The following is a 24,653-nucleotide window of genomic DNA, read 5'->3' on the forward strand; positions in this document are numbered from 1 at the left end:
CCACCGTGGAAAACACCCTGTTTGAGGACGGTGAGCAGGCCAACACCTTCAAGGCGTTCGAGCCCACTCAGGAAGAAGAGACCTATTCCATGGTCACCGCCAACCGCTTCTGGAGCCAGATCTTCGGTATCGCCTTCTCCAACAAGCGCTGGCTGCACTTCTTCATGCTGTTCGTGCCTGTGATGGGCCTGTGGACCAGCTCCATCGGCATCATCGGCTTGGCCCTCAACCTGCGCGCCTATGACTTCGTGTCACAGGAAATCCGTGCTGCAGAAGATCCCGAATTTGAGACCTTCTACACCAAGAACATCCTTCTGAATGAAGGTCTGCGTGCCTGGATGGCACCGGCTGACCAGCCGCACGAAAACTTCGTCTTCCCTGAAGAGGTTCTGCCCCGTGGTAACGCTCTCTAATCCCGGTCTTGGCGCCACTGGCGGCAAAGACCTCTCCTCCACCGGGTATGCCTGGTGGTCTGGAAACGCCCGTCTGATCAACCTGTCAGGCCGTCTGCTTGGTGCCCACGTGGCCCACGCTGGTCTGATGGTGTTCTGGGCCGGCGCAATGATGCTGTTCGAGGTGAGTCACTTCACCTTTGACAAGCCCATGTACGAGCAGGGCTTCATCTGCATGCCCCACGTCGCCACCCTTGGCTATGGCGTGGGACCCGGCGGTGAGGTCACTGATCTCTTCCCCTTCTTCGTGGTCGGTGTTCTGCACCTGATCAGCTCCGCCGTGCTCGGTCTCGGCGGCCTTTATCACGCCCTGCGTGGTCCGGAGATTCTGGAGAACTACTCCTCCTTCTTCTCCCAAGACTGGCGTGACAAGAACCAGATGACCAACATCATTGGTTATCACCTGATCCTTCTGGGCGTCGGCTGCCTGCTGCTGGTCTTCAAGGCCATGTTCTTCGGCGGCGTATACGACACCTGGGCCCCCGGCGGCGGTGACGTGCGCCTGATCACCAACCCGACTCTCGATCCGGGTGTGATCTTCGGCTACCTGTTCCGTGCCCCCTTCGGTGGCGAAGGCTGGATCATCGGTGTGAACTCCATGGAGGACATCATCGGTGGTCACATCTGGCTTGGCCTGACTCTGATCTTCGGTGGTATCTGGCACGCCATCACCAAGCCCTTCGGTTGGGTGCGTCGCGCCTTCATCTGGAACGGTGAGGCCTACCTGAGCTACAGCCTCGGCGCATTGAGCTTCATGAGCTTCATCGCTTCGGCTTACATCTGGTTCAACAACACCGCCTATCCCTCCGAGTTCTGGGGCCCCACAAACGCTGAGGCTTCCCAGGCACAGAGTTTCACCTTCCTGGTGCGAGACCAGCGCCTCGGCGCCAACATCGGTTCCGCCATGGGCCCCACCGGCCTTGGTAAGTACCTGATGCGCTCACCAACGGGTGAAATCATCTTCGGTGGTGAAACCATGCGCTTCTGGGACTTCCGTGGTCCCTGGCTGGAGCCCCTGCGTGGCCCCAACGGTCTCAGCCTCGACAAGCTGCAGAACGACATTCAGCCCTGGCAGGTGCGCCGTGCCGCTGAATACATGACGCACGCCCCCAACGCCTCCCTGAACTCCGTGGGCGGCATCATCACCGAGCCCAACTCGGTGAACTACGTGAACCTCCGCCAGTGGCTGGGTGCAGCGCAGTTCGTGCTCGCCTTCTTCTTCCTGGTTGGTCACCTCTGGCACGCAGGCCGCGCTCGCGCTGCTGCTGCTGGCTTCGAGAAAGGCATCGACCGCAAGGCTGAGCCTGTGCTGGGCATGCCCGATCTCGACTGATCCACCGGTTCAATCCAAACGATCGTCAATTAACCCCCGCCTCACGGTGGGGGTTTTTTATTGGGCGGGGGGAGGCGATTTCTTAGCCTGTTCGGATCGACGGATCGTCCGTGAACACAGGTCTGAACACCCGCGTGATCCACCACGGCGACAGCTACGCGGACGGCACCGGCACGGTGATGCCGCCAATCTTTCCCACCAGCACCTTCGCCCATGGCAACCCCGGTGGGTTTGATTACACCCGTTCCGGCAACCCCAACTTCCGCATCCTCGATGGGGTGCTCGCCTCGGTCGAGGGCTGCGCTCACGCCACCGTCTTCGCCTCCGGCGTCAGCGCTATTACCGCTGTGGTCTCCCAGCTAAAACAGGGCGATCTGGTGCTGTGCGAAGAGAACCTCTACGGCTGCACCGTGCGTCTGTTCGAACAAGTCTTCGCCAAGTTCGGGCTGAAAACCGCATGGGTGGACTTCACCCAGCCGGAAGCGCTGGAGGAGATCCAATCCCGCAAGCCCGCAATGGTGTGGCTAGAGAGTCCCACCAACCCGCTGCTCAAGGTGATCGACCTGGAGGCGGTCTGCGCCATCACCCAAACCCTTGGGATCCCCGTGGTGGTGGACAACACCTTTGCCACCGCACTCGTTCAGCGTCCCCTGGATCTGGGCGCCACGCTCTCGCTCACCAGCACCACGAAATACATCAACGGCCACTCCGATGCCCTCGGTGGAGCCGTCTGCACCAACGACCCCGACTGGCACCAGAAGATGGTGTTCTCCCAGAAGGCTCTGGGCCTGCAACCCTCCCCCTTCGACTGCTGGCTGATCACACGCGGCATCAAGACCCTGCCGCTGCGGCTCAAGCAGCAGATGGCCAATGCCGCTGCTCTCGCGGATCAACTGGCCCAGCACCGAGCGGTGAACTGGGTGCGCTACCCCCACCGCAGTGATCACCCTCAACATCAGGTGGCGACCCGTCAGATGAAATCCGGCGGCGCCATCGTGACGGCGAGCTTCAACGCCAGCCAGGAGCAGACCTATGCCCTCTGCAAACAACTGCGCTGGTTCACGATGGCAGAAAGTCTGGGCGGCATCGAAAGCCTGATTTGCCACCCTGCCACCATGACCCACGCCGCTGTGTCTGCAGAGGTGAAAGCCAAGCTGGGCATTGACGATGGCCTGGTGCGCTTCTCGGTGGGCTGTGAAGACCTCGCCGATCTGCAGGCTGACCTGCAACAGGCCCTGGAGCTGCTGGCGTGAGTGCCCGCAACCTGCTCAACGATCCGGCCTGGCAGGGCTGCGATCTTGGCCATCCTCTGCCGGACTCACCCCATGCGGTGTCCGTCGCGCTGCCGCGCTGGCTTGATGTGGTTGCCTACGAAGAGAACGATCCGGCCTGCCGCGATGCACTGAAGACCGTCTATCCCCGCTTCGGGCTGCATCCACTGATCCGACAACTCACTCAACCGTCCGAGATTGCGGGCAGCACGGTCTGGCCCTACCCCACGGCGGCAGCAGCTCAGGCGGCCCTGGCCCACTGCCGCCGCAAGGCACCAGACAGCCGTTCGGAGTTGATTGCTATCGCGAGCGTCTCCTGCCTGCGCAGCGATACATCGGCCACTCCCCACGCCAAAGCGTTCTGGCAGCACACCGGCCTTGGGCTGTCGTCCCGCCAGGCCGCGATCGCCCTGGGGCAGGAAGCGCCTCCCACAAGCGAAGACGGCGAAGCCGCACGGCGTGCCATTCGACAACGCCTAGCCGACATCCACGACGTGGGGCCTGACCACATCAGCCTTCATCCCTCCGGCATGGCGGGGCTCCATGCAGCCCTCACTGCGGTGCAAAACCTGCGGCCAGGACGCAGCACACTGCAACTGGGCTTTCCTTACGTGGATGTGTTGAAGCAACCGCGGGTGGTCTTCCACGGCGGAGACCTGCTTCAACCGCAAGACATGGCGGACGTTGAAGCAGCGCTGGATCAACTGGAGCCTGCCGCCGTGATTGTGGAGCTTCCCAGCAACCCGCTCCTGCGCTGTGTTGATCTGCCTGCCGTATCGGCCTTGGCCCGCGTCCGCGGCATCCCTGTGATCGCCGACGACACGATTGGCACCGGAATCAACCTCAATGCCTTGCCCTATGCGGATCTGATCTTCACCTCCTTGACCAAAAGCTTTGCTGGGCGTGGTGATGTGATGGCTGGCAGCTTGTTGGTGAGTCCCCAGTCACCCTGGGCCAGGACATTGCTCACCGCCTGCACGACGGTGGCTGGGCTCGGCGATGCCGATGCCATTGCCTTGGAGGAAGCCAGCCGAGATGTAAAGGAACGGGCACCAAAGCTGGATGCCCACGCGCTCCTTCTCGCCGAACGGCTGAAAACCCATCCAGCCGTCGAACGGGTGCTTCATCCCAAAGACTGCCCCAATTTTCGAGCTCTGATGCGCAGCGGAGCGGGCTATGGCTGCCTGCTCTCGTTCGAACTGAAGCAAGGTCGTCAGCAGGCACAGGTGGTGTACGACGCTCTAAGCGTCAGTAAAGGGCCCAGTCTTGGCACCAATTTCACCTTGGCTTGCCCCTACACCCAGCTTGCCCACTACGACGAACTGGCCTGGGCCGAGCGCTGTGGCGTCGCCGCTGATTTACTCAGGGTGTCGGTGGGTTTAGAAGACCCTGACGAACTTTGGATGCGCTTTCAGCGAGCCTTGGATAGCTAAGAGTCCGGTGAGACTCTGAAAAAGCCCTTAACAACGGAGGGGGGAGCCGCTCAACATCATTAGTTTGTTTTCTTCGGGCCCCTCCTACAGCAGCAGCTCAATGTCCCGCATTTACGACGACAACAGCCAGGCCATCGGCAACACCCCGCTGGTGAAGCTGAACAACGTCACCAAAAATTGCAAGGCCACCGTGCTGGCCAAAATCGAGGGGCGCAACCCCGCGTACAGCGTCAAGTGCCGGATCGGCGCCAACATGATTTGGGACGCTGAAAAAAGCGGAAAGCTCACCAAAGGCAAGGTGATTGTTGAACCCACCTCCGGCAACACCGGCATCGCTCTGGCCTTCACTGCGGCTGCCCGGGGTTACAAGCTGATTCTGACGATGCCTGAATCGATGTCGATCGAGCGTCGTCGGGTCATGGCGGTTCTCGGCGCCGAACTGATCCTCACGGAAGCCGCCAAGGGCATGCCTGGCGCCATCGCCAAGGCCAAAGAAATCGCCGATAGCGACCCGGCCAAATACTTCATGCCTGGTCAATTCGACAATCCCGCCAACCCTGAAATCCACTTCAAGACCACTGGTCCGGAGATCTGGAACGATTGCGATGGCGCCATCGATGTGCTGGTGGCAGGCGTCGGCACGGGCGGCACAATCACCGGCGTCTCCCGCTACATCAAAAATGAAGCCGGAAAAGCCATCGAAGCTGTGGCCGTCGAACCGACCAACAGCCCGGTGATCACCCAGACCATGAACGGTGAGGACATCAAGCCCGGTCCCCACAAGATTCAAGGCATCGGCGCCGGCTTCATCCCCAAAAACCTCGATCTTTCCGTGGTCGACAAGGTGGAGCAGGTGACCAACGAGGAATCCGTCGCGATGGCCCTGCGCTTGGCCCAAGAGGAAGGGCTGCTAGTCGGCATCTCCTGCGGTGCTGCCGCCGCTGCGGCGATTCGTCTGGCCGAGAAAGATGAGTATGCCGGCAAAACCATCGTGGTGGTGCTGCCTGACCTGGCTGAGCGTTACCTCTCGTCTGTGATGTTCGCTGAGGTGCCGACCGGCATCATCGAGCAACCGGTGGCTGTCTGAGTTCACTCCGCACCACAAGCACCAGCCCCGTCAAGGACGGGGCTTTTTTATTGCGTTGCCAAGCCAGTGGGCGCCGCATGGGGCTGCACCGCCGCAGCATCAATCCACATGGCATCGCCATAGGAGAAAAAGCGATAGTTCCTCTCAATCGCTTCCGCATACAGCTTCAACAAGGTTTCCCGGCCGATGAGGGCACTCACCAACAGAAGCAAAGAGCTTTTGGGCAGATGAAAGTTGGTGAGCAAGGCTTGAATCACCTTGAACTGATAGCCGGGCTGAATCACCAGATCCACCGGCCCCGTATACGGCATCAGAACGCCGCCATGGGCCTGAGCGGCTCCCTCCAGAGCACGAACACTCGTGGTGCCCACGGCAATCACGCGACCCCGACAAGCCTGCACCGCTTTCACCACAGCGGGGCTGACATCGACCCATTCGCTGTGAAGCTCCAACGCGGTGAGATCTTCCGTTTCGACGGGACGAAAGGTGCCAAGGCCCACATGAAGGGTGATCCGAGCCAGGTCAACCCCTTTCTGCTGCAAGGCCTCCAAGAGCTCATCGCTGAAGTGCAGTCCAGCCGTCGGCGCAGCCACAGCCCCGGGACGATCGGCATAGCGAGTCTGATAACGCTGGCTGTCACTGGGATCGTGCCGTTCGATATAAGGCGGTAGAGGCACTTCGCCCACTTCATTCAGCAAACCCTCAATCGTTTCAGCATCGCTGCAATCACTTGGGAACTGAACCACCCGTCCACCGCTCGCTGGATCTTCAGCGAGCACCTTCAGACAGATCGAGGTTCCCTCAATCGTGAGGCTGTCTCCTGGCCGCATGCGCTTGGCGGGGCGCGCCAGACACAGCCAGCGTCCCTCCCCCCGCGGCTCAAGCACCAGCAATTCGGACAGCCCACCCCCGGAACGACGCACCGCCAGTCGCGCCTTCAGCACACGGGTGTCATTCACCACCAGCAGATCTCCGGGCCGCAGCTGCTCGAGCAGATCCCACACCGTGCCATGAGCTGCTGCCGTTGATGGCTCACCCTGGGGGGGAACCATCAACAACCGAGCACTGTGACGGGGCTCGACCGGTGCCTGGGCGATGCGCTCTGGCGGTAGAGGGTAGTCGTAGCTGCTGAGTTGATGGTCCCTGGGGTCAGGCACGCGGACGACCGATCAGAGCGCCAAGCTCTCCGGACGGGTCTCGATCAGTTCAGCGAGATCCTTCAGGAATGCAGCGCCATCGGCGCCGTAAATCACCCGGTGATCCGCCGTCAGGTTGACCTGCATCTGACGCTTGACGGCGATGGACCCGTCTTTGCCCGCCACCACCGTGGGCCGTGAGGCTGCAACAGCAAGGATGGCTCCCGTGCCTGGGGGAAGGATCGCGTCGAAGCGATCAACCCCGAACATGCCGAGATTGGAGAGGGTGAAGGTTCCCGTGGAATATTCCTCGGGCTGCAACTGCTTACTGCGGGAGCGCTTGACCAGATCGCCCCACTGACGCGACATCTCATAGAGGTCGGTGCGATCAGCGTTGCGCAGCACAGGTGTAATCAAGCCACCATCTTCCATCGCGACAGCCACGGCGACGTTGACCTCAGCGGGATAGGCCATGCCAGCCGCGGTCGTGGCGGCATTCACCTGAGGGTGACGCGCCAAGGTGACGGCCACCGCCTTGGCAAGCAACGCCGTCATCGTGACGCCCTTCGGCTTCACCTGTTTGTAAAAGGCATCCAGCTTGTCGGTGGTGATGGCGTAGCCGACGCGGAAGCAGGGAACCGCCAGGCTCGCCTCCATGTTTTTGTTCACCGCACCCTGCATGGTGTTGAAGGCCACGGTCTCGCCGGGCCGACCAAAGCTGTTTCCAGCGGGCGCAGCAGGGGCCGAGGATGCAGCCGCAGGCTGACCCGTAGCCGCAGGAGCGGAACCCTCCGCCACACGGGGGACAGAGATGGGCTGTCCAGAGGCTTGTTCAACGTCTTCGGCCTGAATCCGGCCATGGGGCCCGCTGCCACGCACCGTGGCCAAATCCACACCCATCTGGGACGCGAGCTTTTTGGCCCGGGGGCTCGCCACGATGCGGCCATCGTTCACAACCGGCGCCGACGGAGCAGGGGCGGCGATAGGTGCTGGAGCTGGAGCTGGAGCAGGCGCAGGAGTCGGAGCTGAAGCCTGAACCGCAGCTGGTGTGGGAGCCGGTGCAGGGGCTGGTGCAGCCGCAGGGGCGCTGGGAGCCTTGGCCTGCGCGTCAGCAATCTCGGCTTCGGTTTCGACAATCAGACCGATGGTTTCGCCCACCGGTGCCGTGCTGCCGGCAGGCATCAAGACGGCGGCGAGATAACCGTCCTGAAACGACTCAACGTCCATATCTGCTTTGTCGGACTCAACGACAAGGACAGACTCACCCCGAGCAACCTTGTCGCCGGGCTGTTTCAGCCATTCCACGATCTTCCCCTCCGTCATGGTGGAGCTGAGGGCAGGCATGAAGATGTCCGTGGTTGCCAAAACCGTCTCCGAAGGGGCAGATCAGGGGAGTTTACGAGTCAGCAGAAGGAAGCCGATCAGGCCTCCTCGATCGACTGAACAACGCCGTCCTTCACAACGATGGCCACCTGCATCTTCTGAACCAGGTTGTCGCCGACCTTGAGCTCACATGTGCTCTCCAGCTGCCCCTGCTCAACGATCTGATCCATGTCCAGTTCACGGACCTGGGCCTGCTGCTGAAGCAAGTTGCGCTTCTGCTCCTCCAGTTCGGCACGCTTGGCCGCCACCTGCTGTTGAATCTGCGCAACCTGATCCTGCACACGGGGATCCAGCGGATTGGCGCTCTGACGACGCACCTGATCCACGATGTCCTGACCCTCCTGTTCCAACTGCGCCAGCTGCTGGTCAGCAGTCGCAATACCGCTGCTGAGCTCGCGCTCTGCTTCCTCTTTCCAGGTGGGCGTCACCACGGCTCGGACGGTGATCGGACGCTTGATCGTCAAGGAGGTGCCGTCGGACATGGATTCTTGGGAGACGGCCAAAGCGTGTCAGCACTTCCGCGTGTGGTCAATCACCGGTAAACCGACCGCCTCACAAGCGTCTTAAGCCGCGTTCAACGTCCGTAGAGAGCATCGATCAAGTGCTGATCGCGGCTGGTGATGCGATCACGACGCTGCTTCAGGGTCTGGGTCAAAAGTCCGTTCTCGATGCTGAAGAGACTCACCAGCACCACCCCGGTCAAGCGCTCATCTCCCCGAGATCCAGCCCTCTGCTTCAGCAACCTGTTGCATTCGCGCATCAAGAGTTTGAGCAGGGCCGGTTCTCCAGGCTGGCCGCCCAGATCTTGAGCAACGGTCACTCCGGCTTCTGCCGCCCAGGCAAGGATCGCCTCCGCACGAGGCACGATCAAAGCACCGAGCTGGCGTTCGTCCTGACCCACCAACATCACCTGCTCGATGAGGGGGCTGGCCATCAAGGCCTCTTCCAATGGGCCTGGCTCGATGTTCTCGCCACTGCTCAACACGATGGTGTCCTTGGCCCTACCGGTGAGTGCCACGGAACCATCCGGCAGGAGCATGCCCAGATCACCGGTGTCGAACCAACCCTCTGCATCAAGAACTTTGGCGCTGGCCTCAGGCTTCCCGAGATAACCCGCCATCACCTGGGGACCCCGCACCATTACCCGACCCCGTTGCCGGAAGCCCAAAGGCTGACCGTTGTCGGGATCCACAATTCGGAATTCGGTCTGTGGCATGGGTAGCCCCGAACTGCCACGAATGTTGCGCCAAGGCCTCCTACAACTCACCACAGGGCTGGTTTCCGTAAGGCCGTAACCCACCAACAGTTCAATCCCCACGGCTTCAAAGAACGCATCGATGTGAGGAGCGATGGCACCGCCACCGCTGATCGGATAGGCAAGCTGACCACCACTGAGCTGCCGCCGCAGCTTGGGCCAGATCAGGGCCGAAGCCAGAGCATGCATGGGCCAGCGCAGCGCAGCAGAACCGAAGGCACGCAACCGTCCGGAGGCTGAAACCGGATCGAGCAGGAGGTTGCGAGCCGTTCGCATGGCGTTGCGCTGGGCAGCACTGTTGGCCAACGCCGCCCGAAGCAAGCGCTGTCGAGACGGAGGGAAGGTCTTGAGCACATCCTCAAATCCGGCTTGAACTGCCTCCCACAGCCGGGGGACGGTGGCCATCGCAATCGGCCGGACCCGCGGCAGATCCTTCTTCAGTTGCTTGATGGTTGTGTAGGTCTGCGTACAACCGCAGGAGAGAAAGTAGTAGCTGGCGCTGCGCTCGTAGGCATGCCAGATGGGCAGCACACTCAGCACCGGAGCACCGGGCTCGGGATAGGCCACGCAAGCCAGTGAGCTCATCTGATGCAGCAGGTTGGCGTGGGTCAATGGGACCCCCTTGGGCTGCCCGGTCGTCCCGGAGGTATACAAAACAGTTGCGACGGCCTCTCGCCCCCCAGCCGGGCGAACGGGATCACATCCAGCACCCGACGACAGGAACATTTCCCAGCCGATAGTCCCCTCGGCTGGCTCCCCTTCCAGCTGAAGCACAAAGCGCAACAGAGCCCGTTGTTCTGGGGGAAGGTCCAGACGACGCCACACGTCTGCGTTCTGAACAACCAGGGCTGTCGCCTGGCAATCCAGAAGGATGTAACGCAGCTCCTCCACTGGGGCAGAGGCACCGCGCACAGCATCAGCGGCGCCGGCACGCATCAAGCCTTGATCGGCCACAAGCCAGCGGGGGCTGTTCTCAGCAAAGAGAGCCACCACATCCCCTTCCTTGACGCCATGGCGCCGAAATGCAGCGGCGGCGGTGGCGATGCGCTCAGCCAGTTCGCCGAAATTAAAGCTTTCGGGATGAGCCGCATGGGGCGCATCCACGGCAGCAATGACCCCATAGCGGTCAGCGAGCCAGGGCCAAACCGCATCAACCCTTGGCAACGTCTGAACATGGGCGTGACGTTGCAGAGCATCCGTCTCGCGGGCTATCGGGCTCCAGCTGGCCGTCATCCGATGCAGGGGTTCAAACAGCTCAGGTCTATCTCGCTTCGTCCTCCCAGACCAGACCGAAGCGATGGGCCAGTGCCTGCCGCAGCAGCGGCTGCACCTCAGCCATCGTTAGTCCCGGCAACCAGTCCGCCAGCCTTCCCACAGCACGACCGGTGAGACCACAGGGGGTGACCTGCTCAAACCCCTGCATCGCGCAATCCACGTTTAGGGCCAGGCCGTGCTGGGTGATCCAGCGGCGACAGCCAACACCGATGGCGGCGACTTTGCGGTTGTCTAACCAGAGGCCTGTCAATCCCGGCAAACGCTGACCCTCCAAGCCCAACTCCGACAGAACATCCAGCACGACCTGCTCCAGCTGACGCAAATACCAGTGCAAGTCGGGAGTGCGCCGCCGAAGGTCCAATACCGGATAGGCCACCAACTGACCGGGAAGGTGATGGGTGACCTCACCGCCCCGATCAATCCGGTAAAGGGGTGCGGGTGGATCGACAGGGTCAAAATGCAGGTGCTCCTCACTCGCGCCGCGGCCGAGGGTGTAGCAGGGCTCATGCTGAAGAATCCAGACCGCCTCGGGCGCCAACGAGTCAGCCAAAAGGCTGCTCTGCCAGCGCTGTTGCGCTGACCAAGCCGCATCGAACCGAACCGGATGATCGGGCTCGAAAAGAAATGCACGCTGGGGGTGGGCCGAATCGTGCGCCGTATCTAGCTTGCCGATGACAACCGGCACAGGAGCGAGGCATGAAGTTGCTGATCCATGGTCGCAACCTCGAGATCACGCCTGCATTGCGGGACTACACCCAAACCAAACTGGAGCGGGCAACAGCGCACTTCGATGGTGCTGTGCGGGAAGCGGACGTCCATCTCTCGGTAGCCCGCAACCCCCGCGTCCCGCAGCAGACTGCCGAAGTGACGGTCTTCGCCAACGGGACCGTAATCCGGGCCCAGGAACGCAGTGAAAACCTCTACGCCAGCATCGATCTGGCCGCTGGCAAACTCGCCCGCCAGCTGCGCCGCTGGAAGGAACGCCACAGCGATCACCACCACAGCCATGGCCACAGCGCCAGCCACACCCCCAGCACGGATGTCGTCAACGACGACATCCCGGTTGAGGAATCCCTGTTGCAGGGGCGACAGGCGGAACTGCCGGATCCGGGTGTCCGACGGAAATATTTCGCCATGCCACCGATGAGCCTGGACGACGCTCGTCGCCAGTTGGATCTCATCGACCACGACTTCTATCTCTTCCGCGAGAAGGACAGTGACCAACTGCAGGTGATCTATCGACGCAACCATGGAGGATATGGCGTGATTCAGGCTCGTGACTGACCGCTTGGCCCGCCATGGCTGATCCAGCCCAAGAGCTCCCCGACCTACCGCCAAGGCTTGATCAGGCGATCCTGGACCCGTTGCTGCCCCGAGACCAACTCCAAGCCCTTTCTGACTCCGGGGTGCAGGAGGGCGTGCGTGCCATCTGCACCACTCCGCGGCAGTTGCCGCTGCTGCGTGAACGACTCGGGGGCACCGACTCGGGCCCTCGCCTGGTGGCCGCCATTGGCTTCCCGTTCGGTGCTATTCCAGCCAATCTCAAGCTGGCGGAAGCGGAGTGGTGCGCCGCCCATGGCGCCCAGGAGCTCGATGTCGTTCCAGACTTCCTTGCCTTGGCAAACGGCGATTCAGGAGCATTTGCCGAAGAGCTCTCGGCTCTCTGCGACCTGGGGCTTCCTGTGCGGACCATCCTCGACATGGCACGTCTTGAAACGGAACAACTGGAGCTGGCCGTGGAGGCCGCCATTGATGCAGGCGCTGCTGGTCTACAGACCGGAAACGGCTTTGGTCCGGCGTGTCATCCCGATCAGATCCGTCAGTTGAAGCAACTGAGCCGCAAACGCTGCGCGATCAAAGCAGCCGGTGGTATTCACAGCCTGAGCCATGTGGGTGAACTGTTGTTGGCGGGGGCCGATCTACTGGGCACCAGCAGCGCCCCTGCTCTGCTTCAGGCCCAACGCCGCCCCGCTGCCTAAATGGCAGAACGACGCCTCACAGGACTCGCCCTCAAGGTGGGACCCCTGGGCGAGCATGACCGCCTGCTGAGCCTGCTCAGTGATGGGGAAGGTGTCAGCCGCTTCGCCGTTCCCGGAGCGCGCCGGCCCAAGAGCAGTCTCGCTGCCGCGGCACCCCTCACCCTTTTGGAACTCCAAGTAGGAGGACGCAGTGGCCTGGCACGAGTGCGTCAACTGCGGGTTCTGCGCAGTTTCTCCGGTCTCGGACAACAGCTTGAAACCCTGGCTGCGGCCCAGGCTCTGTGTGATTTATGCCTTCAGCTGGCGGCGCAGGACCCCGTGGAAGGCTTGCTCGCCACGATGCAACTGCACCTGGAACGTCTCGAGAGCCACCGAGCCGAGCCTGAGCTGGTGCTGGCCGGCACGGTCCAGGCCTGCATCCATCTGCTCACCCTGGGCGGTTATGGATTGCCACTGCAAACCTGCTGCATAACGGGCAATCCCCTGGAACCACCACTGGGTCAGTGGGACTGGCGCTGCAGCCTGCTACCGCAGGACGGCTTTGCCATCGACGAGCAGCCTGGGGCGGCTATCCAGCTGAATCCCTCCGAACTAGCGCTGCTGCAGCGGCTGACCCGTGCCGATCTGCCCCGACGCCGTGACGGCAACCTGATGGGTCCACCGGCCGTGTGGCGTCGCCTGCTGAGCGTGGTCGACATCTGGAGCCGGACGCATCTCAACCGCCCGAGCAAAGCCCTGGCGATGCTGCGGGAGACGCTGCTGGCAGGTGCGTGAGCCATCATGGCCGCGATGCAGTTACCCCTTGAGCGGACCCAGCCTGTCCACCCCTGAACCCGCTCTGCCCACCGGCAGCAATCCCGAAGGGAAACGCGGGTTGGAAGCCGTGCTTCGACTGAACGATTTCCGCAAGCTGTGGCTGGGCCAGATCTTTTCCCAACTTGCGGACAAGTTCTACATCGTGTTGATGGTCTTTCTGATCGATCAACACCTGCTGCTGAAGGGGCAGGGCAATGGCGTGCTGGTGGAGATGGCGTCGGATTACGGCCTGGACATCAGCACACGCACTCAGGTGATCACCCTGCTTGCCACAGGCATCTTTGTTGCCAACACCATCCCCGCCATGGTGCTTGGGACAGTGGCTGGGGTCTGGGCTGACCGCTGGCCCAAGCGTCGGGTGATGGTGGCCAGCAATGCCCTGAGAGCCCTTCTCGTGGTGTTCGCACCGATCTGTCTCCTCTCAGGCCCGGTTTGGCTCGGGCTTCCCTGGGGCTACTGGGGGCTGGTGGGAATGACCTTCCTTGAGTCGATCCTGACCCAGTTTTTCGCCCCCTCTGAACAGGCCACCATTCCCGTTGTGGTGCCTGGGGAACACCTCTTGGCCGCCAACTCCCTCTATCAAGCCACCAGCATGGGAGCCACGATCCTGGGCTTCGCCCTGGGGGAACCAATTCTTCGAACGCTGCACAGCAGCCTGGCGTCCCTCGGCATCGATGGCGGCGAGTTTCTGTTGCTTCCTCTTTGTTACGGCCTCGCTGCCCTCAGCCTGTCGCGCCTGAAACTTCAAGAAGCCCCCAAGCCCCCCTCCAACACCTCGGTTTGGACAGAGATCGGTGAAGGGCTGCAGGTGCTGCGACGGGTTCCCTCCGTACGGGGCGCCATGATTCATCTGGTGCTGCTCTACAGCCTGTTGGCGGCGCTCTACGTGCTCGCGCTTCAGCTCGCTGCCCTGATCGACAACCTGGGCCCCTCGGGGTTTGGCGCACTCCTGGCCATGAGTGGGCTGGGAATGGCGATCGGAGCCGTCGTGATCGCCCAACTGGGACATCGGTTCAGCCGACGTCGACTCACAGCCACAGGCCTGGGAACCATTACCTGGACGTTGGTGCTGCTCAGCCAACTTCAGGGCTCCCTGATCTTCACCCTGAGCCTCTGCGGCATTCTCGGAATTGGAGCAGCTCTAGTAGCGATTCCCGCTCAGACCACCATTCAGGAGGAAACCCCCGAAACAGAGCGGGGAAGAGTGTTCGGACTCCAGAACAACTTGATCAACATTGCCCTGAGTCTGCCGCTCGTTCTGGCAGGGACCCTGGTGAGCAGCATTGGCCTGCAACCAGTGCTGTGGCTGCTGGCTGGATTGGCACTGGTTGCGGCTTTGATCGAACGACCGTGGCAACGCTGCTAACTTGCCGGTTCGCATGAAGAGGCCTAACCCGCTTGGCGCAGATTGCCTGGCTCGGCAAGAAGTCTCCCTTCTGCGGGAATGTGTCCTACGGGATCAGCACCACCGAAGCGCTGCGGCGTCGCGGGCATCAGGTGCACTTCATCCATTTCGACAACCCGCGCAGCCCTGAGCGTGACAACACGTCACTGCTGGCCAACGACCCTGACGTCAGCCTGCCCTATCTGGTCAAATCGCAGGTTTACACGATTCCCTCCCCTGGAGCACAAAGGGAGCTGAGGGAATCACTCGAACGGCTGCAGCCTGACCTGGTTCACGCCAGCCTCACCCTTTCGCCTCTGGATTTCCGTCTGCCGGAGCTCTGTCAGCAGCTAGGCGTCCCCCTCGTCGCCACCTTTCATCCCCCCTTTGATGCGGGCCTACGCAATCTGACGGCGGGAACCCAACAGCTCACCTACCAGCTGTATGCACCGGCTCTGGCCCGCTACGACAGGGTCATCGTGTTCTCGCAGCTTCAGGCGGATTTCCTGGAGCGCCTCGGCGTTCCAGGAAATCGTCTGACAGTGATCCCGAATGGTGTTGATACCGACCGCTGGTGCCCAACAGCCCCAGGGACCCTTTCGCTGATGCATCAACAGGTTCGGCAGCGGCTGGGCCGAGAACGAATCGTGCTTTATATGGGGCGATTGGCGACGGAGAAGAACGTCGAGGCCCTGCTGCGAGCCTGGCGTCTTGTCTCCCCAGAGGGGTGTCGACTGGTGATCGTTGGCGACGGACCGCTTCGCAACAGCTTGATGAACCAGTTCAACGACGACCGGATTCTCTGGTGGGGCCATGAGCCGGACCAGGACACCCGGGTGGCCCTGCTCCAGTGCGCTGAGGTCTTCATCCTTCCGAGCCTTGTCGAAGGCCTGTCGCTGGCCCTGCTAGAGGCGATGGCCACCGGAACAGCCTGCGTTGCCACCGATGCTGGTGCCGATGGCGAGGTCTTGGAGCAAGGAGCGGGGATCGTGTTGAGCACGCAAGGAGTCACCACCCAGTTGCGCACCCTGCTCCCAGTGATCAGAGACCAGCCGGTGCTGACAGCGGAACTGGGCCGGCAAGCCCGCATCCGCGCGCTGGAGAGATACACGATTTCGCGCAACATCGATGCCCTCGAACAGCTTTATTCAGATCTGATGCTGCGCAGCAGAGTCGCCGCCTGAACTTGTCGATCAGCGCCAGTCGAGACCCGGCATCCAGCCGACAATCGCCGGAGTGACCGCGGCGTATTGGGTGTAATTCGGATGCACCGCCCTTAAACCCTCCTCCTCAAAGCGGGCTTTACCCCGCAGCACCACCGCCAAACTGAACAAGAGCAACAGATGCAGCAAGCTGCCGGTGGCCAGCACAACACCTGCTGAACAAAGCAACAGGGCCCGGTACAGAGGATGCCGACAGATGGTGTAAGCCCCAGTAGCAATCAGTTGATTCGACAGCTTGGGCGCCGGCAGCGGCGAGAGGCTGGCCCCAAGAGAACGAAGGGCCTCGATGACCCGAAACAGACCCAAAGCCAGCAACAGCAAGCCAAGCCCAAACAAGGGCAAGGGCCAGATCAGCAGACCGAAGCTGGCCGGGGAAGGCCAGACAGGGAGCAGATGGGCCGTGATCAGCAGCAGCTGAGCCAGAAGCCACCACTCACCGCGGCGGTTGTCCAACCAGCCACCCCAACTGAAGCCCCAATCCGAGAACATTCACTCACTCACCACCAATGTTCGGACGTTACGGCGCTGCACAAGGCCCGCCAGGGCCTGCATGTCCTCCCAGCGAATCAACCCCACACAGCCCAGCGTGCCGCTGTTGGCATTGCGGTTGGCGCTGGGATCGAGATGAATGCCCAAATGTCCTCGCCCTGTTGGAAACTCCGGTTCAATCCCGATCCAGATCGGCCCGAGCTCGCTCGGATCAGCGGGACCCAGGGCTTCCACCGGCCCGAGGCTGTAACGACCGGCAGGAAGCGGCGCACGGGTGCCGGAGCGATGACGATCGGCGTTCTGACGGTGGGCTCGACCGCTGACGGCATCAAAGTGCTGCACAGGCTCGCCAGGGGTTTCAAGACGAAGACTCCAGATGGGATCTCGAGTGTGTGTGAGCGATCGCATGGTGCGGTTCAGCACCAGAACCGACTCACCAGTGGATGGGGGAGTGGATGGGGGAGTGGATGGGGAAGTGGATGCAGAGGCCAGATCCATCTCAGCCGCAGAACATGGCACCGATAACAGCGCCAGCAGATTCAAGGCGAGACAAGATCGAACGACCACAGCAGCCAGGCAAGGAGGCCGGAACCCTATGGGCGGTTTTTATTCGCTGAGGAAATAAAAGCCAGCCGTCTCACCGTCCCCTTCTGAGACCCGCCACGAGAAGAGCTCAGAGTTCGTTTCCAGCGAGCTGCAGCGCTTCAGCCTCCCTCTTGGGATCCAAGGCACAGCTGTCATCAAGCAAGAGCTGAAGGCGTGGGCTCACGGCCTCCACCAGGGGGTTGGTCAGCACACCCCGGCTGATGCCCAGCTCCTCCAGCGTGTTGACCAGCGCTTGGTTGGCTTGGCTGCGTCGAAGACGTCCCTTCTCCACGAGGCAATCGCTGCTGGCCTTGGCCATGGCGGCATAACTTCGAATTCTGCGGGCCAGCACCACCACGGCGACCCGCCGTTGAACCTCTGGTGCCAGGGGAGCATCCTCTGCGGCATCAGCCATCACTCCGGCGACAGCCATCACTGACGCCAGGGGCAGACCCAAGAGCAGCCCAGCGAGAGATCGGGGGAAGTGCATCAACCTGCCTGGAAAGCTCACTCAGTCAAGCCTGGGAAAACGCTGGGCGATGGTGCTGCCGCTGTACTGAGCCACCCATCCCTCAGGATTATTGAACCAACGCACGGCACAGAACCGGGGGCGCTGGCCCATATCAAACCAATGACGGGTCCCTGCCGGAACACGAATCAGGTCGCCCTGTTCACAGAGCACGCTGAGCACCTCAGAACCGATGTGCAACACAAACAAGCCGCACCCTTCCACAAAAAAGCGCACCTCGTCTTCAGCATGGGTGTGCTCCTCAAGAAACTTGCAACGCAGAGTCTCGCGATCGGGGTGATCCGGGGTCATCCGAATCGCATCGACCGTGGCGTAGCCGCCATCGCGCTGAACCCGGGCAATGGCTGCGGCATAAACCTCAAGGATGGAGGCTTGATCAGCACCCTCAGGAAGGGGCTGATCGGCGGGCCATTGCTCAAAACCGATGCCCCGGCGCTGAAGTTCCGCCTGAATCACCGCTGGATCACCGCTCTCCAGCTCGGGTAGAAGCCCATTCGGGTCATTTTGTGCTGTTTCGTCTGGAAAGATGCTGAGACGACTCATCGTCTGGACCCCGGGCGCATCGACTGCTGACCATCATCGATCCCACCATGACTGGGGGTCTCACGCTGGTGGGAGTCGGCCCGGGCGATCCATCTCTGCTGACCCTCGCCGCCGTTGAGGCCATCCGCCAAGCGCAGGTGGTGGCCTACCCGGTCGGACGACCGGGAGCCGACAGCATGGCCGCCCGCATCGCCACCGATTGGATCCGCAGCGACCATCAGTGCCTGCCGCTGTTATTCCCGATGGTGGAGGCCGCCGAGCCACGTCGAGCCGCCTGGGAGACGGCGGCGCAACAGCTGCAAAACATCGTCCGTTCTGGCCAGCGAGTTGCGCTGCTGTGTGAAGGCGATGCGTCTCTGTTTGCGAGCTGCAGCTATGTCCTGCTGGCCATTCTCCAGGAGTGGCCCAACTGTCCCGTCACGGTGATTCCCGGTATCACCTCGTGCTCCGCCGCGGCCGCTGCCGGCCTCTGGCCCCTCGCCCTGCAGCAGGATCAATTGCTGGTGCGCCCCTGCCCCGACACCCCTGAAGAGCTGGGGGTGGTTCTGGACACCGCCGCCACCACAGGGCAGGTGCTCGCCCTGCTGAAACTGGGGCGACGCTGGAGTTGGGTGCAACCCCTGCTGAAGCAACGCTCGCTGCTGGATCAAGCACTGTTCGCCGAGCGAGTCGGTTGGCCGGAACAACGCATCTGTTCAGCGGATGCCGTTGATGCCGAACCACGCCCCTACTTCTCACTACTGCTCATTCGTCAGGGATGGCCTGATGTGTTGCCCTAAGCCAGCTCCCGACTGCGTTCCGCGGCTGCGATGACAGCTTCGATCAAGGCGGAGCGCAGACCGATACGTTCCAAGGCACGAACGCCAGCAATCGTCGTTCCCGCCGGTGAAGTGACCATGTCCTTGAGCTGGGCAGGGTGCAAATCGCGACGATCCAGCAGTTCAGCCGTTCCAGCCAGGGTTCGGTGGCTCAGCCGCAACGCCAGATCCCTTGGCAGACCGGCAGCCACCGCTCCATCAGCCATGGCCTCAGCCACCAAAGCCACAAAGGCTGGACCCGAGGAAGTCAACGCCAAGAAGGCATCAAGCTTGGCTTCAGCCAGCTCAAGCACTTCGCCCACATCGGCGAATAGCTGCTGCACCTGATCCCGTTGCGCTGGAGCGATCCCTTCACCCCAGGCCAAAGCCGTCAAACCGGCTCCTACCAGCGCAGGGGTATTGGGCACCGCCCTCACACAGCAGTGGCCAGGAAACAGATGCTGCAACCGAGCCAGAGACACTCCCGCCAAAACAGAAATGAGCAGCGGCCGATCCGTGACGGGTGGAGCTGCTGCAGCAACGGAATCCAATTGCTGCGGCTTCACCGCAAGCAACTGGACCGGTGCGGTCCAAACCTTGGGAGCTGAAGGATCGTCAGCAGAAACCAGTCCGATGCCAGCCGGCAACTCCAAGCGGCGTTGCTCCAAGGAGCCGCTCCCCCCAACAACGGCCAACAGCTGGTGAGCCGGAATCCGACCACTCTCCAGAAGTGGAAGCACAAGGGCCTGAGCCATGCGGCCCAGACCGATTACACCGAAAGCTGGCTGCACAGGAGAATTCAGAGAGCGGCGGCTCCCCAAGCGGGCGAAGGAGCGCTGGAGGATTCCCCAGCATCTGCCACATCGGCCTCACGGCTCACAACCGTGGGGGCCGAGGCCTCGTCCTGGCCCGTGTTGGTGACGGTGACGCAACTTGGGGCGAACAGGAAGATGCTCTCTCCGACGCGCTCCTGATGACCATCAATCGCGAAGGTGCCACCAGCAACGAAGTCAACGGCACGCTGCGCCTGGTCGGGCTCCATCATCGTGAGGTTGAGAATGACCGTCTTGCGTTCTCGCAGGGCCTGGATGGCCCGAGGCATTTCATCGAAACTGCGAGGTTCCATCACATTCACCTCAGCAGACGCAGTGCTGATGCCCGGCATCCCGATCACATTGGATCCAGGCAGGTCACTACCGAGATCAAATGGGTTGGTATCACCAATGGTTGCCAGTGCACCACCATCAGCCTGCATGGCGCGCTGGTCCTGGTCGTCTTGCTCGTCTTCGTAAGCGAAATCATCCAATTCGCCATCGAGATAGTCATCGCCAGCGACGACAGCACGGAGACGGGAGATCAGCGACACCTTGGGATTCCTCTCGGTCTGAATGTGGTTCGAAAACCATGTCCCTGGATACCGTTTTCGCCGGTGCGGGGCAAGTCAATTAGCAGAGTCTGTTGACACCAATCTCGGGCCGAACAGTGCCGAGCCAACCCTGAGCCAGGTGCTGCCCGCCTCCGCAGCCTCTTTCCAGTCGCTACTCATCCCCATCGAACACTCCGCCAAGTCGAACCGATCCGCCAGGGAACGGCAGTCGGAAAACAACTCTTTGCGCTGCTTCGCGGCCATGTCGAATGGCGCCATGGTCATCAGGCCCGAGATCCGCAACCCCGGCAGAGCTTGCAGGTCTGACCAGATAGCGCAGAGTTCATCGGCAGACAGCCCCCCTTTACTGGGATCTGGGCGCAGTTTGACCTGAAGCATCACATCGGGCTGCCGGGCCTCCTCCACAGCAATGCGCGACACCCGTTCAGCGAGCAGCAAAGAATCGACGGAGTGGATGAAATCGAAGGCCTTCACCACGGGCCGCACTTTGTTGCTCTGGAGGCGGCCGATGAAATGCCAGCGCAGCTGCAGATCGATCAGCTCCTTCTGCTTAGGCAGCGCCTCCTGAACACGACTTTCCCCGAAATCAAACTGACCGAGCTTTGCCACGGAACGGACGGCCGATGCCGGGTGGCCCTTGCTAACCGCCAGAAGCCTGGCGGAGGAGGGGCGGTCAACTTGGAGCGCCTGCCAACGCGCAGCGAATGAATCCGTCAAGAGTTCAGATGAACGTCTGATCGAATAGCTGAGTCCAGGAGTTCAGGTCCTCTGACCGGTCCCGCCGGCACCGGCCCAGATGCACCTCAGCGTGGTGACGTGCGTCGCCGTAGGGGATCACTTCGAACTGGGCGCCACGGGGCTGCAAGGTGACCAGGAAGAACATTCTCTGGGCATACAACGTGGCGTAAACGTCACGCCCCTCACCAGCCGGAGCTACCCGATAGAGCATCCCGAAGGTGGGGTGATTCAGATATCGCTCGGACGCCATGCCGTGATCAGCCTTGATCAGAGGTCATAGAGCACCGTACTGACCCCTGAGCCCGATCACCAACAAGAGCAATGTCATCGCCAGGCCATTCAGCAGGTGAGCAGGACGTTCAGGAGGCATGCGGAAATACGAAGGGCCAAGAATCCGACCCCCACGGGCCACCAGTGCATCCGCTCCCTGCTCAGCTCTTAGAAGGATGTTGGCCAACAGCCTCTCTCCCACGGCCAGCACCAAGCCGAAGCCGGCCTTGAAACCCAGCTGGCGCAGATTGACGGCACGACTGGCAAGAGATCGCAGCAGATTCTGGAGCTCTTCCTGAACGAGAGGCAGAAAACGAAGGGCCAACAACAGTTGAAACCCCAACCGCTCCACAGGACACCCCAGCCACTTCAAAGGAGTCAGACACCAACTGAGAGCCCAGACCAGATCCTCCGGAGGGGTTGTGATCAACATCAAATTGACGCTGTGAATCACCGTGAAGATCAAGGTCGACGTCCGCAGCCCCAGCACTGCAGAGGCGCGGTCCACCACCAGAGGACCCAGCTTGAGACCACCCAACTGCAGGGGGCCTAGGCGCAGCAGATCCCAGGAGGGTCCTTCCGTCTCGAGCCCAGGAAGCTCGGCCGGATTACGAAGGGGGAAAGCCGCAGGGGGATCAACAGCAGGCAACAGCATCGACAACAGGCCCACCACAAGCGCCAACGCCGTCAGCAGAAGAACAGACCGCCACCACAGCGACCGGGCCAGACCACTGGCCAGGGTGATCACCACCAGAGCAACCACAAGAGCGACGCGCCACAAGGGGCCGGCCAAAACAGGTGTGAGCAGAAAGACGAGGGACCAGGCCAGCTTCAGTCGAGGGTCCAACCGCCTGAGCCAACCACTGGAGCCATCGACGTATTGGCCCATCGGGACCTGACGTAACCAGTCCATGACTCAGCCTTTACGGCTCTGTTGACGGGCCAGATCGCGTTCAGCGTCGCGCTGTTGCTTGCCGCGCCAGAACAGACGCAACGGACTTCCATCGAAGCCGAGGCCCTCGCGGATCTGGCGCTCGACATAGCGCCGATAGGTCTCCCCGAAAAGTTTGGGGTCGTTGACGAACAGGGTGAAGCTGGGGGGTCGACTTGCGACCTGCGTGCCGTAATACAACTTGCCTTGACGCCCCCCTCGGGTGGTGGGCGGACTACGCCAGCTGAGTGCTTCCTTCAGCACCTCATTCACAACGGAGGTGCTAACACGGCGACGATGCTGTTCAACCGCCAAGGCGGCCAGAGCGAAGATGCTGTCCACCCGTTGGCCGGTGAGTGCCGATGTGAACAACATCGGAGCCCAATCGAGGAAGTACAGCTTGGAGCGCAGCTCTTTTTCCATCGCCGTCATGGTGTGGCTGTCCTTCTCGACGGCGTCCCATTTGTTGACAACCACCACACAGGCTCGTCCGTCCTCTTCAATGCGGCCCGCCAGGCGCTGATCCTGCTCGGTCACGCCATCCATGGCATCAATCACCAGCACGCAGACATCGCTGCGTTCGATCGCCTTGAAACTTCGGTTGATCCCGAAAAACTCCGGCCCGTAATTCACACTGCGCCGCCGGCGGATGCCCGCTGTGTCCACCAGACGCCAGGGGCGTTGCTCCCGGATGATGCTGGTGTCGATCGTGTCGCGCGTGGTGCCGCGAATCGGACTGACGATGGCCCTCTGCTCTCCACAGATGGCATTGAGAAGACTGGATTTCCCGACATTCGGCCGGCCGATGATGGCCATCTGAATCGGTTCCTCCTCCTCCCCCTCTTGATCCTTCGGCGGGAGAAACGTGAGCACCTGATCAAGGAGTTCACCGGTTCCGGCCCCGTGGATGGCCGAAATCGGATGGGGCTCACCAAGCCCAAGACTCCAAAATTCGCCGGCCATGGCCAGGCCCTGTTCAGGCGACTCACACTTGTTCACCGCGAGAAGCGTGGGACAGCGATGACTGCGCAGAAATTCAGCGATGGATTCGTCAGCGGCCGTTAGTCCCTGCTGACCATCCACGATCACCAAGGCCACACTGGCTTCCTCGAGAGCAAGAGCCGCCTGCTCCCGGATCTCAGGCAGAAATTCACTGTCGTCATCAAACACCAGTCCGCCGGTGTCGACGACCTTGAATTCCCGATCACCCCAATAGCCGTCCTGATAGGTGCGATCACGCGTCACGCCGGGCTCATCGTGAACGATGGCTTCTCGGCTGCGGCACAGCCGGTTCACAAGGGTCGACTTACCGACATTGGGGCGTCCGATGATTGCGACGACGGGACGCGCCAAGGGTCTGTTCAGGCCAATCATTCACCCTACAGAGACGCCTTTAGTGCCGATGAGCCTGGTGCCCATCGCGAGCAAAACCGAAATTCTTTCCGGGCGAGACAAATGAGTCTCAGCTGAGACAGCTAGGGCGGGTGAAGTGTGTTCCCTCGCCATGCTCGAGCTCGTCGCCAGCCTTGTGGTCGACCTCTCCGACCAGCGCCTGACGGTTTACAACAGCCAACAGGAAGTCGTCCGCGTGATCCCCGTCAGCACCGGCAAGGCCTCAACGCCAACACCGACCTTCAACAGCAAGGTCTTCACGAAGTACCGCTCCACCACGATGTACGGACGCACCTACACCGTTCCGGGCGTGCCTTACACGATGTGCGTCAGTGCCAACGAGGCCATCTGCCTCCATGCAGCGCCCTGGCAGGAGAACGCCGGGCAACCCTTCGGCGTCCCCCGCAGCCATGGCTGTGTGCGCATGCCCATGACCCACGCCCGCTGGTTGTTCCACAACACGCCGAAGGGCACGCCGATCACCATTCAGGCCTGAATCACCCCACCGGCAGATCGCCGGGGTGCCCCTGCACCGGATCGGCTGGAGCCGGAAGCTCTGGCCCTAAAGGCCCCTGTTCCGGCAGGGGCTCCCCTTGCTGTGCCAGCCAGGCCAAGAGCCAGTTCACCGCCGTGGCACGACGGGTCCGTCGGGGGAAAAGCTCACCGATCCGGTAGCCCGCAAAGTTGAGCTGCTGCTTCAGCAGCTGCTTGTATTCCTTGGGAATCGATCGGGTCAAACGAACCGATGCCGGCCGCTCGGCGATCAACTCGGGAGCCAAGGGGAAGGCATCCGCCCAATCCGTTGGCGTGTCTGGACCGGCGCACCATTGGAGTTCATTGGGCCGGTATCCCAAGCGTTCCCAAACCCTTTCGCAGACAAAGCGATCACTGCAGCGGTCCTCCAGGATCTGCAAGAGCAACGAACGACTCAGCGGCCAGGGCATGTCGATTGCGTTGTGCAGCAT

At 61.7% G+C, this 24,653-nt stretch carries 28 protein-coding genes; 12 read left to right on the top strand and 16 right to left on the bottom strand.

What is annotated here, in order from left to right; translation table 11 throughout:
- The 5 genes from NCN06_RS09775 to cysK form a co-directional block, all read left to right on the top strand.
- The coding region (locus NCN06_RS09775) for a photosynthetic reaction center family protein (protein WP_502988835.1) at window positions 1-413 on the top strand (413 nt) is incomplete at its 5' end.
- Window positions 397-1,785, top strand: a complete 1,389-nt coding sequence (gene psbC, locus NCN06_RS09780; protein WP_115022594.1) for a photosystem II reaction center protein CP43 — start codon at window positions 397-399, stop codon at window positions 1,783-1,785. The genes NCN06_RS09775 and psbC, both read left to right, overlap by 17 nt.
- Before the next feature lie 110 nt (window positions 1,786-1,895).
- Window positions 1,896-3,038: a trans-sulfuration enzyme family protein gene (locus NCN06_RS09785; protein WP_226398722.1), complete on the top strand. Its 1,143-nt coding sequence runs from the start codon at window positions 1,896-1,898 to the stop codon at window positions 3,036-3,038.
- Window positions 3,035-4,489, top strand: a complete 1,455-nt coding sequence (locus tag NCN06_RS09790; protein WP_250398890.1) for a PLP-dependent transferase — start codon at window positions 3,035-3,037, stop codon at window positions 4,487-4,489. The genes NCN06_RS09785 and NCN06_RS09790 overlap by 4 nt, the downstream gene beginning before the upstream one ends.
- Before the next feature lie 100 nt (window positions 4,490-4,589).
- Entirely contained in the window at window positions 4,590-5,576 is a 987-nt protein-coding gene (gene cysK, locus NCN06_RS09795) for a cysteine synthase A (RefSeq protein WP_226398720.1), read from the top strand.
- A 47-nt stretch (window positions 5,577-5,623) separates the two neighbouring features.
- On the opposite strand, the gene queA is transcribed toward cysK, so the two are convergent.
- The 5 genes from queA to lipB form a co-directional block, all read right to left on the bottom strand.
- Window positions 5,624-6,733: a tRNA preQ1(34) S-adenosylmethionine ribosyltransferase-isomerase QueA gene (gene queA, locus NCN06_RS09800; protein ID WP_226398719.1), complete on the bottom strand. Its 1,110-nt coding sequence runs from the start codon at window positions 6,731-6,733 to the stop codon at window positions 5,624-5,626.
- A gap of 12 nt (window positions 6,734-6,745) precedes the next feature.
- The gene (locus NCN06_RS09805) at window positions 6,746-8,077 is read right to left on the bottom strand and encodes a dihydrolipoamide acetyltransferase family protein (protein ID WP_226398718.1); all 1,332 of its coding nucleotides are present in this window, start codon (window positions 8,075-8,077) and stop codon (window positions 6,746-6,748) included.
- A 56-nt stretch (window positions 8,078-8,133) separates the two neighbouring features.
- Entirely contained in the window at window positions 8,134-8,577 is a 444-nt protein-coding gene (locus NCN06_RS09810) for a YlqD family protein (RefSeq protein WP_250398891.1), read from the bottom strand.
- A gap of 92 nt (window positions 8,578-8,669) precedes the next feature.
- The gene (locus NCN06_RS09815) at window positions 8,670-10,583 is read right to left on the bottom strand and encodes an AMP-binding protein (protein ID WP_226398717.1); all 1,914 of its coding nucleotides are present in this window, start codon (window positions 10,581-10,583) and stop codon (window positions 8,670-8,672) included.
- A gap of 28 nt (window positions 10,584-10,611) precedes the next feature.
- Window positions 10,612-11,310: a lipoyl(octanoyl) transferase LipB gene (lipB, locus tag NCN06_RS09820; RefSeq protein WP_226398716.1), complete on the bottom strand. Its 699-nt coding sequence runs from the start codon at window positions 11,308-11,310 to the stop codon at window positions 10,612-10,614.
- Between the two features lie 11 nt (window positions 11,311-11,321).
- On the opposite strand from lipB, the gene hpf reads away from it, so the two are divergent.
- Genes hpf through NCN06_RS09845 form a run of 5 tightly spaced genes read left to right on the top strand, consistent with a single transcriptional unit; the run spans window position 11,322 to window position 15,988 of the window.
- Window positions 11,322-11,909, top strand: a complete 588-nt coding sequence (gene hpf / locus NCN06_RS09825) for a ribosome hibernation-promoting factor, HPF/YfiA family (RefSeq protein WP_226398715.1) — start codon at window positions 11,322-11,324, stop codon at window positions 11,907-11,909.
- Between the two features lie 14 nt (window positions 11,910-11,923).
- A complete protein-coding gene (locus tag NCN06_RS09830; protein WP_226398714.1) occupies window positions 11,924-12,604 on the top strand; it encodes a beta/alpha barrel domain-containing protein in 681 nt (226 codons plus the stop codon).
- Window positions 12,605-13,378 (top strand): DNA repair protein RecO, encoded by a 774-nt coding sequence (gene recO / locus NCN06_RS09835; RefSeq protein WP_226398713.1) that lies wholly within the window; start codon window positions 12,605-12,607, stop codon window positions 13,376-13,378. It begins immediately after the preceding gene.
- Window positions 13,379-13,406: 28 nt separating this feature from the next.
- Entirely contained in the window at window positions 13,407-14,786 is a 1,380-nt protein-coding gene (locus tag NCN06_RS09840) for an MFS transporter (RefSeq protein WP_226422305.1), read from the top strand.
- Window positions 14,787-14,818: 32 nt separating this feature from the next.
- Window positions 14,819-15,988, top strand: coding sequence for a glycosyltransferase family 4 protein (locus NCN06_RS09845; protein ID WP_226398711.1), 1,170 nt, complete (start codon window positions 14,819-14,821; stop codon window positions 15,986-15,988).
- Between the two features lie 9 nt (window positions 15,989-15,997).
- On the opposite strand, the gene NCN06_RS09850 is transcribed toward NCN06_RS09845, so the two are convergent.
- From NCN06_RS09850 to NCN06_RS09865, 4 genes are all read right to left on the bottom strand, one after another.
- A complete protein-coding gene (locus NCN06_RS09850) occupies window positions 15,998-16,516 on the bottom strand; it encodes a methyltransferase family protein (RefSeq protein ID WP_226398710.1) in 519 nt (172 codons plus the stop codon).
- Window positions 16,517-17,035, bottom strand: a complete 519-nt coding sequence (locus NCN06_RS09855; protein WP_250398892.1) for a L,D-transpeptidase — start codon at window positions 17,033-17,035, stop codon at window positions 16,517-16,519.
- A gap of 154 nt (window positions 17,036-17,189) precedes the next feature.
- The gene (locus NCN06_RS09860) at window positions 17,190-17,591 is read right to left on the bottom strand and encodes a hypothetical protein (RefSeq protein ID WP_226422303.1); all 402 of its coding nucleotides are present in this window, start codon (window positions 17,589-17,591) and stop codon (window positions 17,190-17,192) included.
- Between the two features lie 21 nt (window positions 17,592-17,612).
- Window positions 17,613-18,173 (bottom strand): 1,2-dihydroxy-3-keto-5-methylthiopentene dioxygenase, encoded by a 561-nt coding sequence (locus NCN06_RS09865; protein ID WP_226398708.1) that lies wholly within the window; start codon window positions 18,171-18,173, stop codon window positions 17,613-17,615.
- Between the two features lie 47 nt (window positions 18,174-18,220).
- Between NCN06_RS09865 and cobI the strand changes: the two genes are divergently transcribed.
- Entirely contained in the window at window positions 18,221-18,952 is a 732-nt protein-coding gene (gene cobI / locus NCN06_RS09870; RefSeq protein ID WP_226398707.1) for a precorrin-2 C(20)-methyltransferase, read from the top strand.
- Here the strand turns inward: cobI and proC are convergent.
- The 6 genes from proC to der form a co-directional block, all read right to left on the bottom strand.
- Complete coding sequence (proC, locus tag NCN06_RS09875) at window positions 18,949-19,725, bottom strand: pyrroline-5-carboxylate reductase (protein WP_370631237.1); 777 nt, start codon at window positions 19,723-19,725, stop codon at window positions 18,949-18,951. The two genes, cobI and proC, sit on opposite strands and share 4 nt — an antisense overlap.
- 44 nt (window positions 19,726-19,769) lie before the next feature.
- On the bottom strand, window positions 19,770-20,336 hold the full coding sequence (locus NCN06_RS09880) for a cell division protein SepF (RefSeq protein ID WP_115022174.1): 567 nt from the start codon (window positions 20,334-20,336) through the stop codon (window positions 19,770-19,772).
- Between the two features lie 75 nt (window positions 20,337-20,411).
- Complete coding sequence (locus tag NCN06_RS09885; protein ID WP_226398705.1) at window positions 20,412-21,074, bottom strand: YggS family pyridoxal phosphate-dependent enzyme; 663 nt, start codon at window positions 21,072-21,074, stop codon at window positions 20,412-20,414.
- 4 nt (window positions 21,075-21,078) lie between these two features.
- A complete protein-coding gene (locus NCN06_RS09890; RefSeq protein ID WP_115022177.1) occupies window positions 21,079-21,345 on the bottom strand; it encodes a PipX family protein in 267 nt (88 codons plus the stop codon).
- Between the two features lie 24 nt (window positions 21,346-21,369).
- Window positions 21,370-22,278, bottom strand: a complete 909-nt coding sequence (locus NCN06_RS09895; RefSeq protein WP_226398704.1) for a CbiQ family ECF transporter T component — start codon at window positions 22,276-22,278, stop codon at window positions 21,370-21,372.
- A 3-nt stretch (window positions 22,279-22,281) separates the two neighbouring features.
- A complete protein-coding gene (gene der, locus NCN06_RS09900; protein WP_226398703.1) occupies window positions 22,282-23,649 on the bottom strand; it encodes a ribosome biogenesis GTPase Der in 1,368 nt (455 codons plus the stop codon).
- A 151-nt stretch (window positions 23,650-23,800) separates the two neighbouring features.
- Between der and NCN06_RS09905 the strand changes: the two genes are divergently transcribed.
- The gene (locus NCN06_RS09905; RefSeq protein WP_115022181.1) at window positions 23,801-24,184 is read left to right on the top strand and encodes a L,D-transpeptidase; all 384 of its coding nucleotides are present in this window, start codon (window positions 23,801-23,803) and stop codon (window positions 24,182-24,184) included.
- Window position 24,185: 1 nt separating this feature from the next.
- On the opposite strand, the gene NCN06_RS09910 is transcribed toward NCN06_RS09905, so the two are convergent.
- On the bottom strand, window positions 24,186-24,653 hold the full coding sequence (locus tag NCN06_RS09910; RefSeq protein ID WP_115022182.1) for a DUF1823 family protein: 468 nt from the start codon (window positions 24,651-24,653) through the stop codon (window positions 24,186-24,188).

The sequence above is a fragment of the Synechococcus sp. MU1648 genome (genome assembly GCF_023630615.1).
Taxonomy (GTDB): Bacteria; Cyanobacteriota; Cyanobacteriia; order PCC-6307; family Cyanobiaceae; genus Parasynechococcus.

Bases quoted from the DNA above. Each gene is read 5' to 3' on its own strand.
- cysK (WP_226398720.1), top strand. From the start codon at position 4,590: ATGTCCCGCATTTACGACGACAACAGCCAGGCCATCGGCAACACCCCG.
- NCN06_RS09810 (WP_250398891.1), bottom strand. From the start codon at position 8,577: ATGTCCGACGGCACCTCCTTGACGATCAAGCGTCCGATCACCGTCCGA.
- NCN06_RS09815 (WP_226398717.1), bottom strand. From the start codon at position 10,583: ATGACGGCCAGCTGGAGCCCGATAGCCCGCGAGACGGATGCTCTGCAA.
- hpf (WP_226398715.1), top strand. From the start codon at position 11,322: ATGAAGTTGCTGATCCATGGTCGCAACCTCGAGATCACGCCTGCATTG.
- NCN06_RS09830 (WP_226398714.1), top strand. From the start codon at position 11,924: ATGGCTGATCCAGCCCAAGAGCTCCCCGACCTACCGCCAAGGCTTGAT.
- recO (WP_226398713.1), top strand. From the start codon at position 12,605: ATGGCAGAACGACGCCTCACAGGACTCGCCCTCAAGGTGGGACCCCTG.
- NCN06_RS09850 (WP_226398710.1), bottom strand. From the start codon at position 16,516: ATGTTCTCGGATTGGGGCTTCAGTTGGGGTGGCTGGTTGGACAACCGC.
- NCN06_RS09860 (WP_226422303.1), bottom strand. From the start codon at position 17,591: ATGCACTTCCCCCGATCTCTCGCTGGGCTGCTCTTGGGTCTGCCCCTG.
- NCN06_RS09865 (WP_226398708.1), bottom strand. From the start codon at position 18,173: ATGAGTCGTCTCAGCATCTTTCCAGACGAAACAGCACAAAATGACCCG.
- cobI (WP_226398707.1), top strand. From the start codon at position 18,221: ATGACTGGGGGTCTCACGCTGGTGGGAGTCGGCCCGGGCGATCCATCT.
- proC (WP_370631237.1), bottom strand. From the start codon at position 19,725: ATGGCTCAGGCCCTTGTGCTTCCACTTCTGGAGAGTGGTCGGATTCCG.
- NCN06_RS09890 (WP_115022177.1), bottom strand. From the start codon at position 21,345: ATGGCGTCCGAGCGATATCTGAATCACCCCACCTTCGGGATGCTCTAT.
- NCN06_RS09895 (WP_226398704.1), bottom strand. From the start codon at position 22,278: ATGGACTGGTTACGTCAGGTCCCGATGGGCCAATACGTCGATGGCTCC.
- NCN06_RS09905 (WP_115022181.1), top strand. From the start codon at position 23,801: ATGCTCGAGCTCGTCGCCAGCCTTGTGGTCGACCTCTCCGACCAGCGC.
- NCN06_RS09910 (WP_115022182.1), bottom strand. From the start codon at position 24,653: ATGCTGCACAACGCAATCGACATGCCCTGGCCGCTGAGTCGTTCGTTG.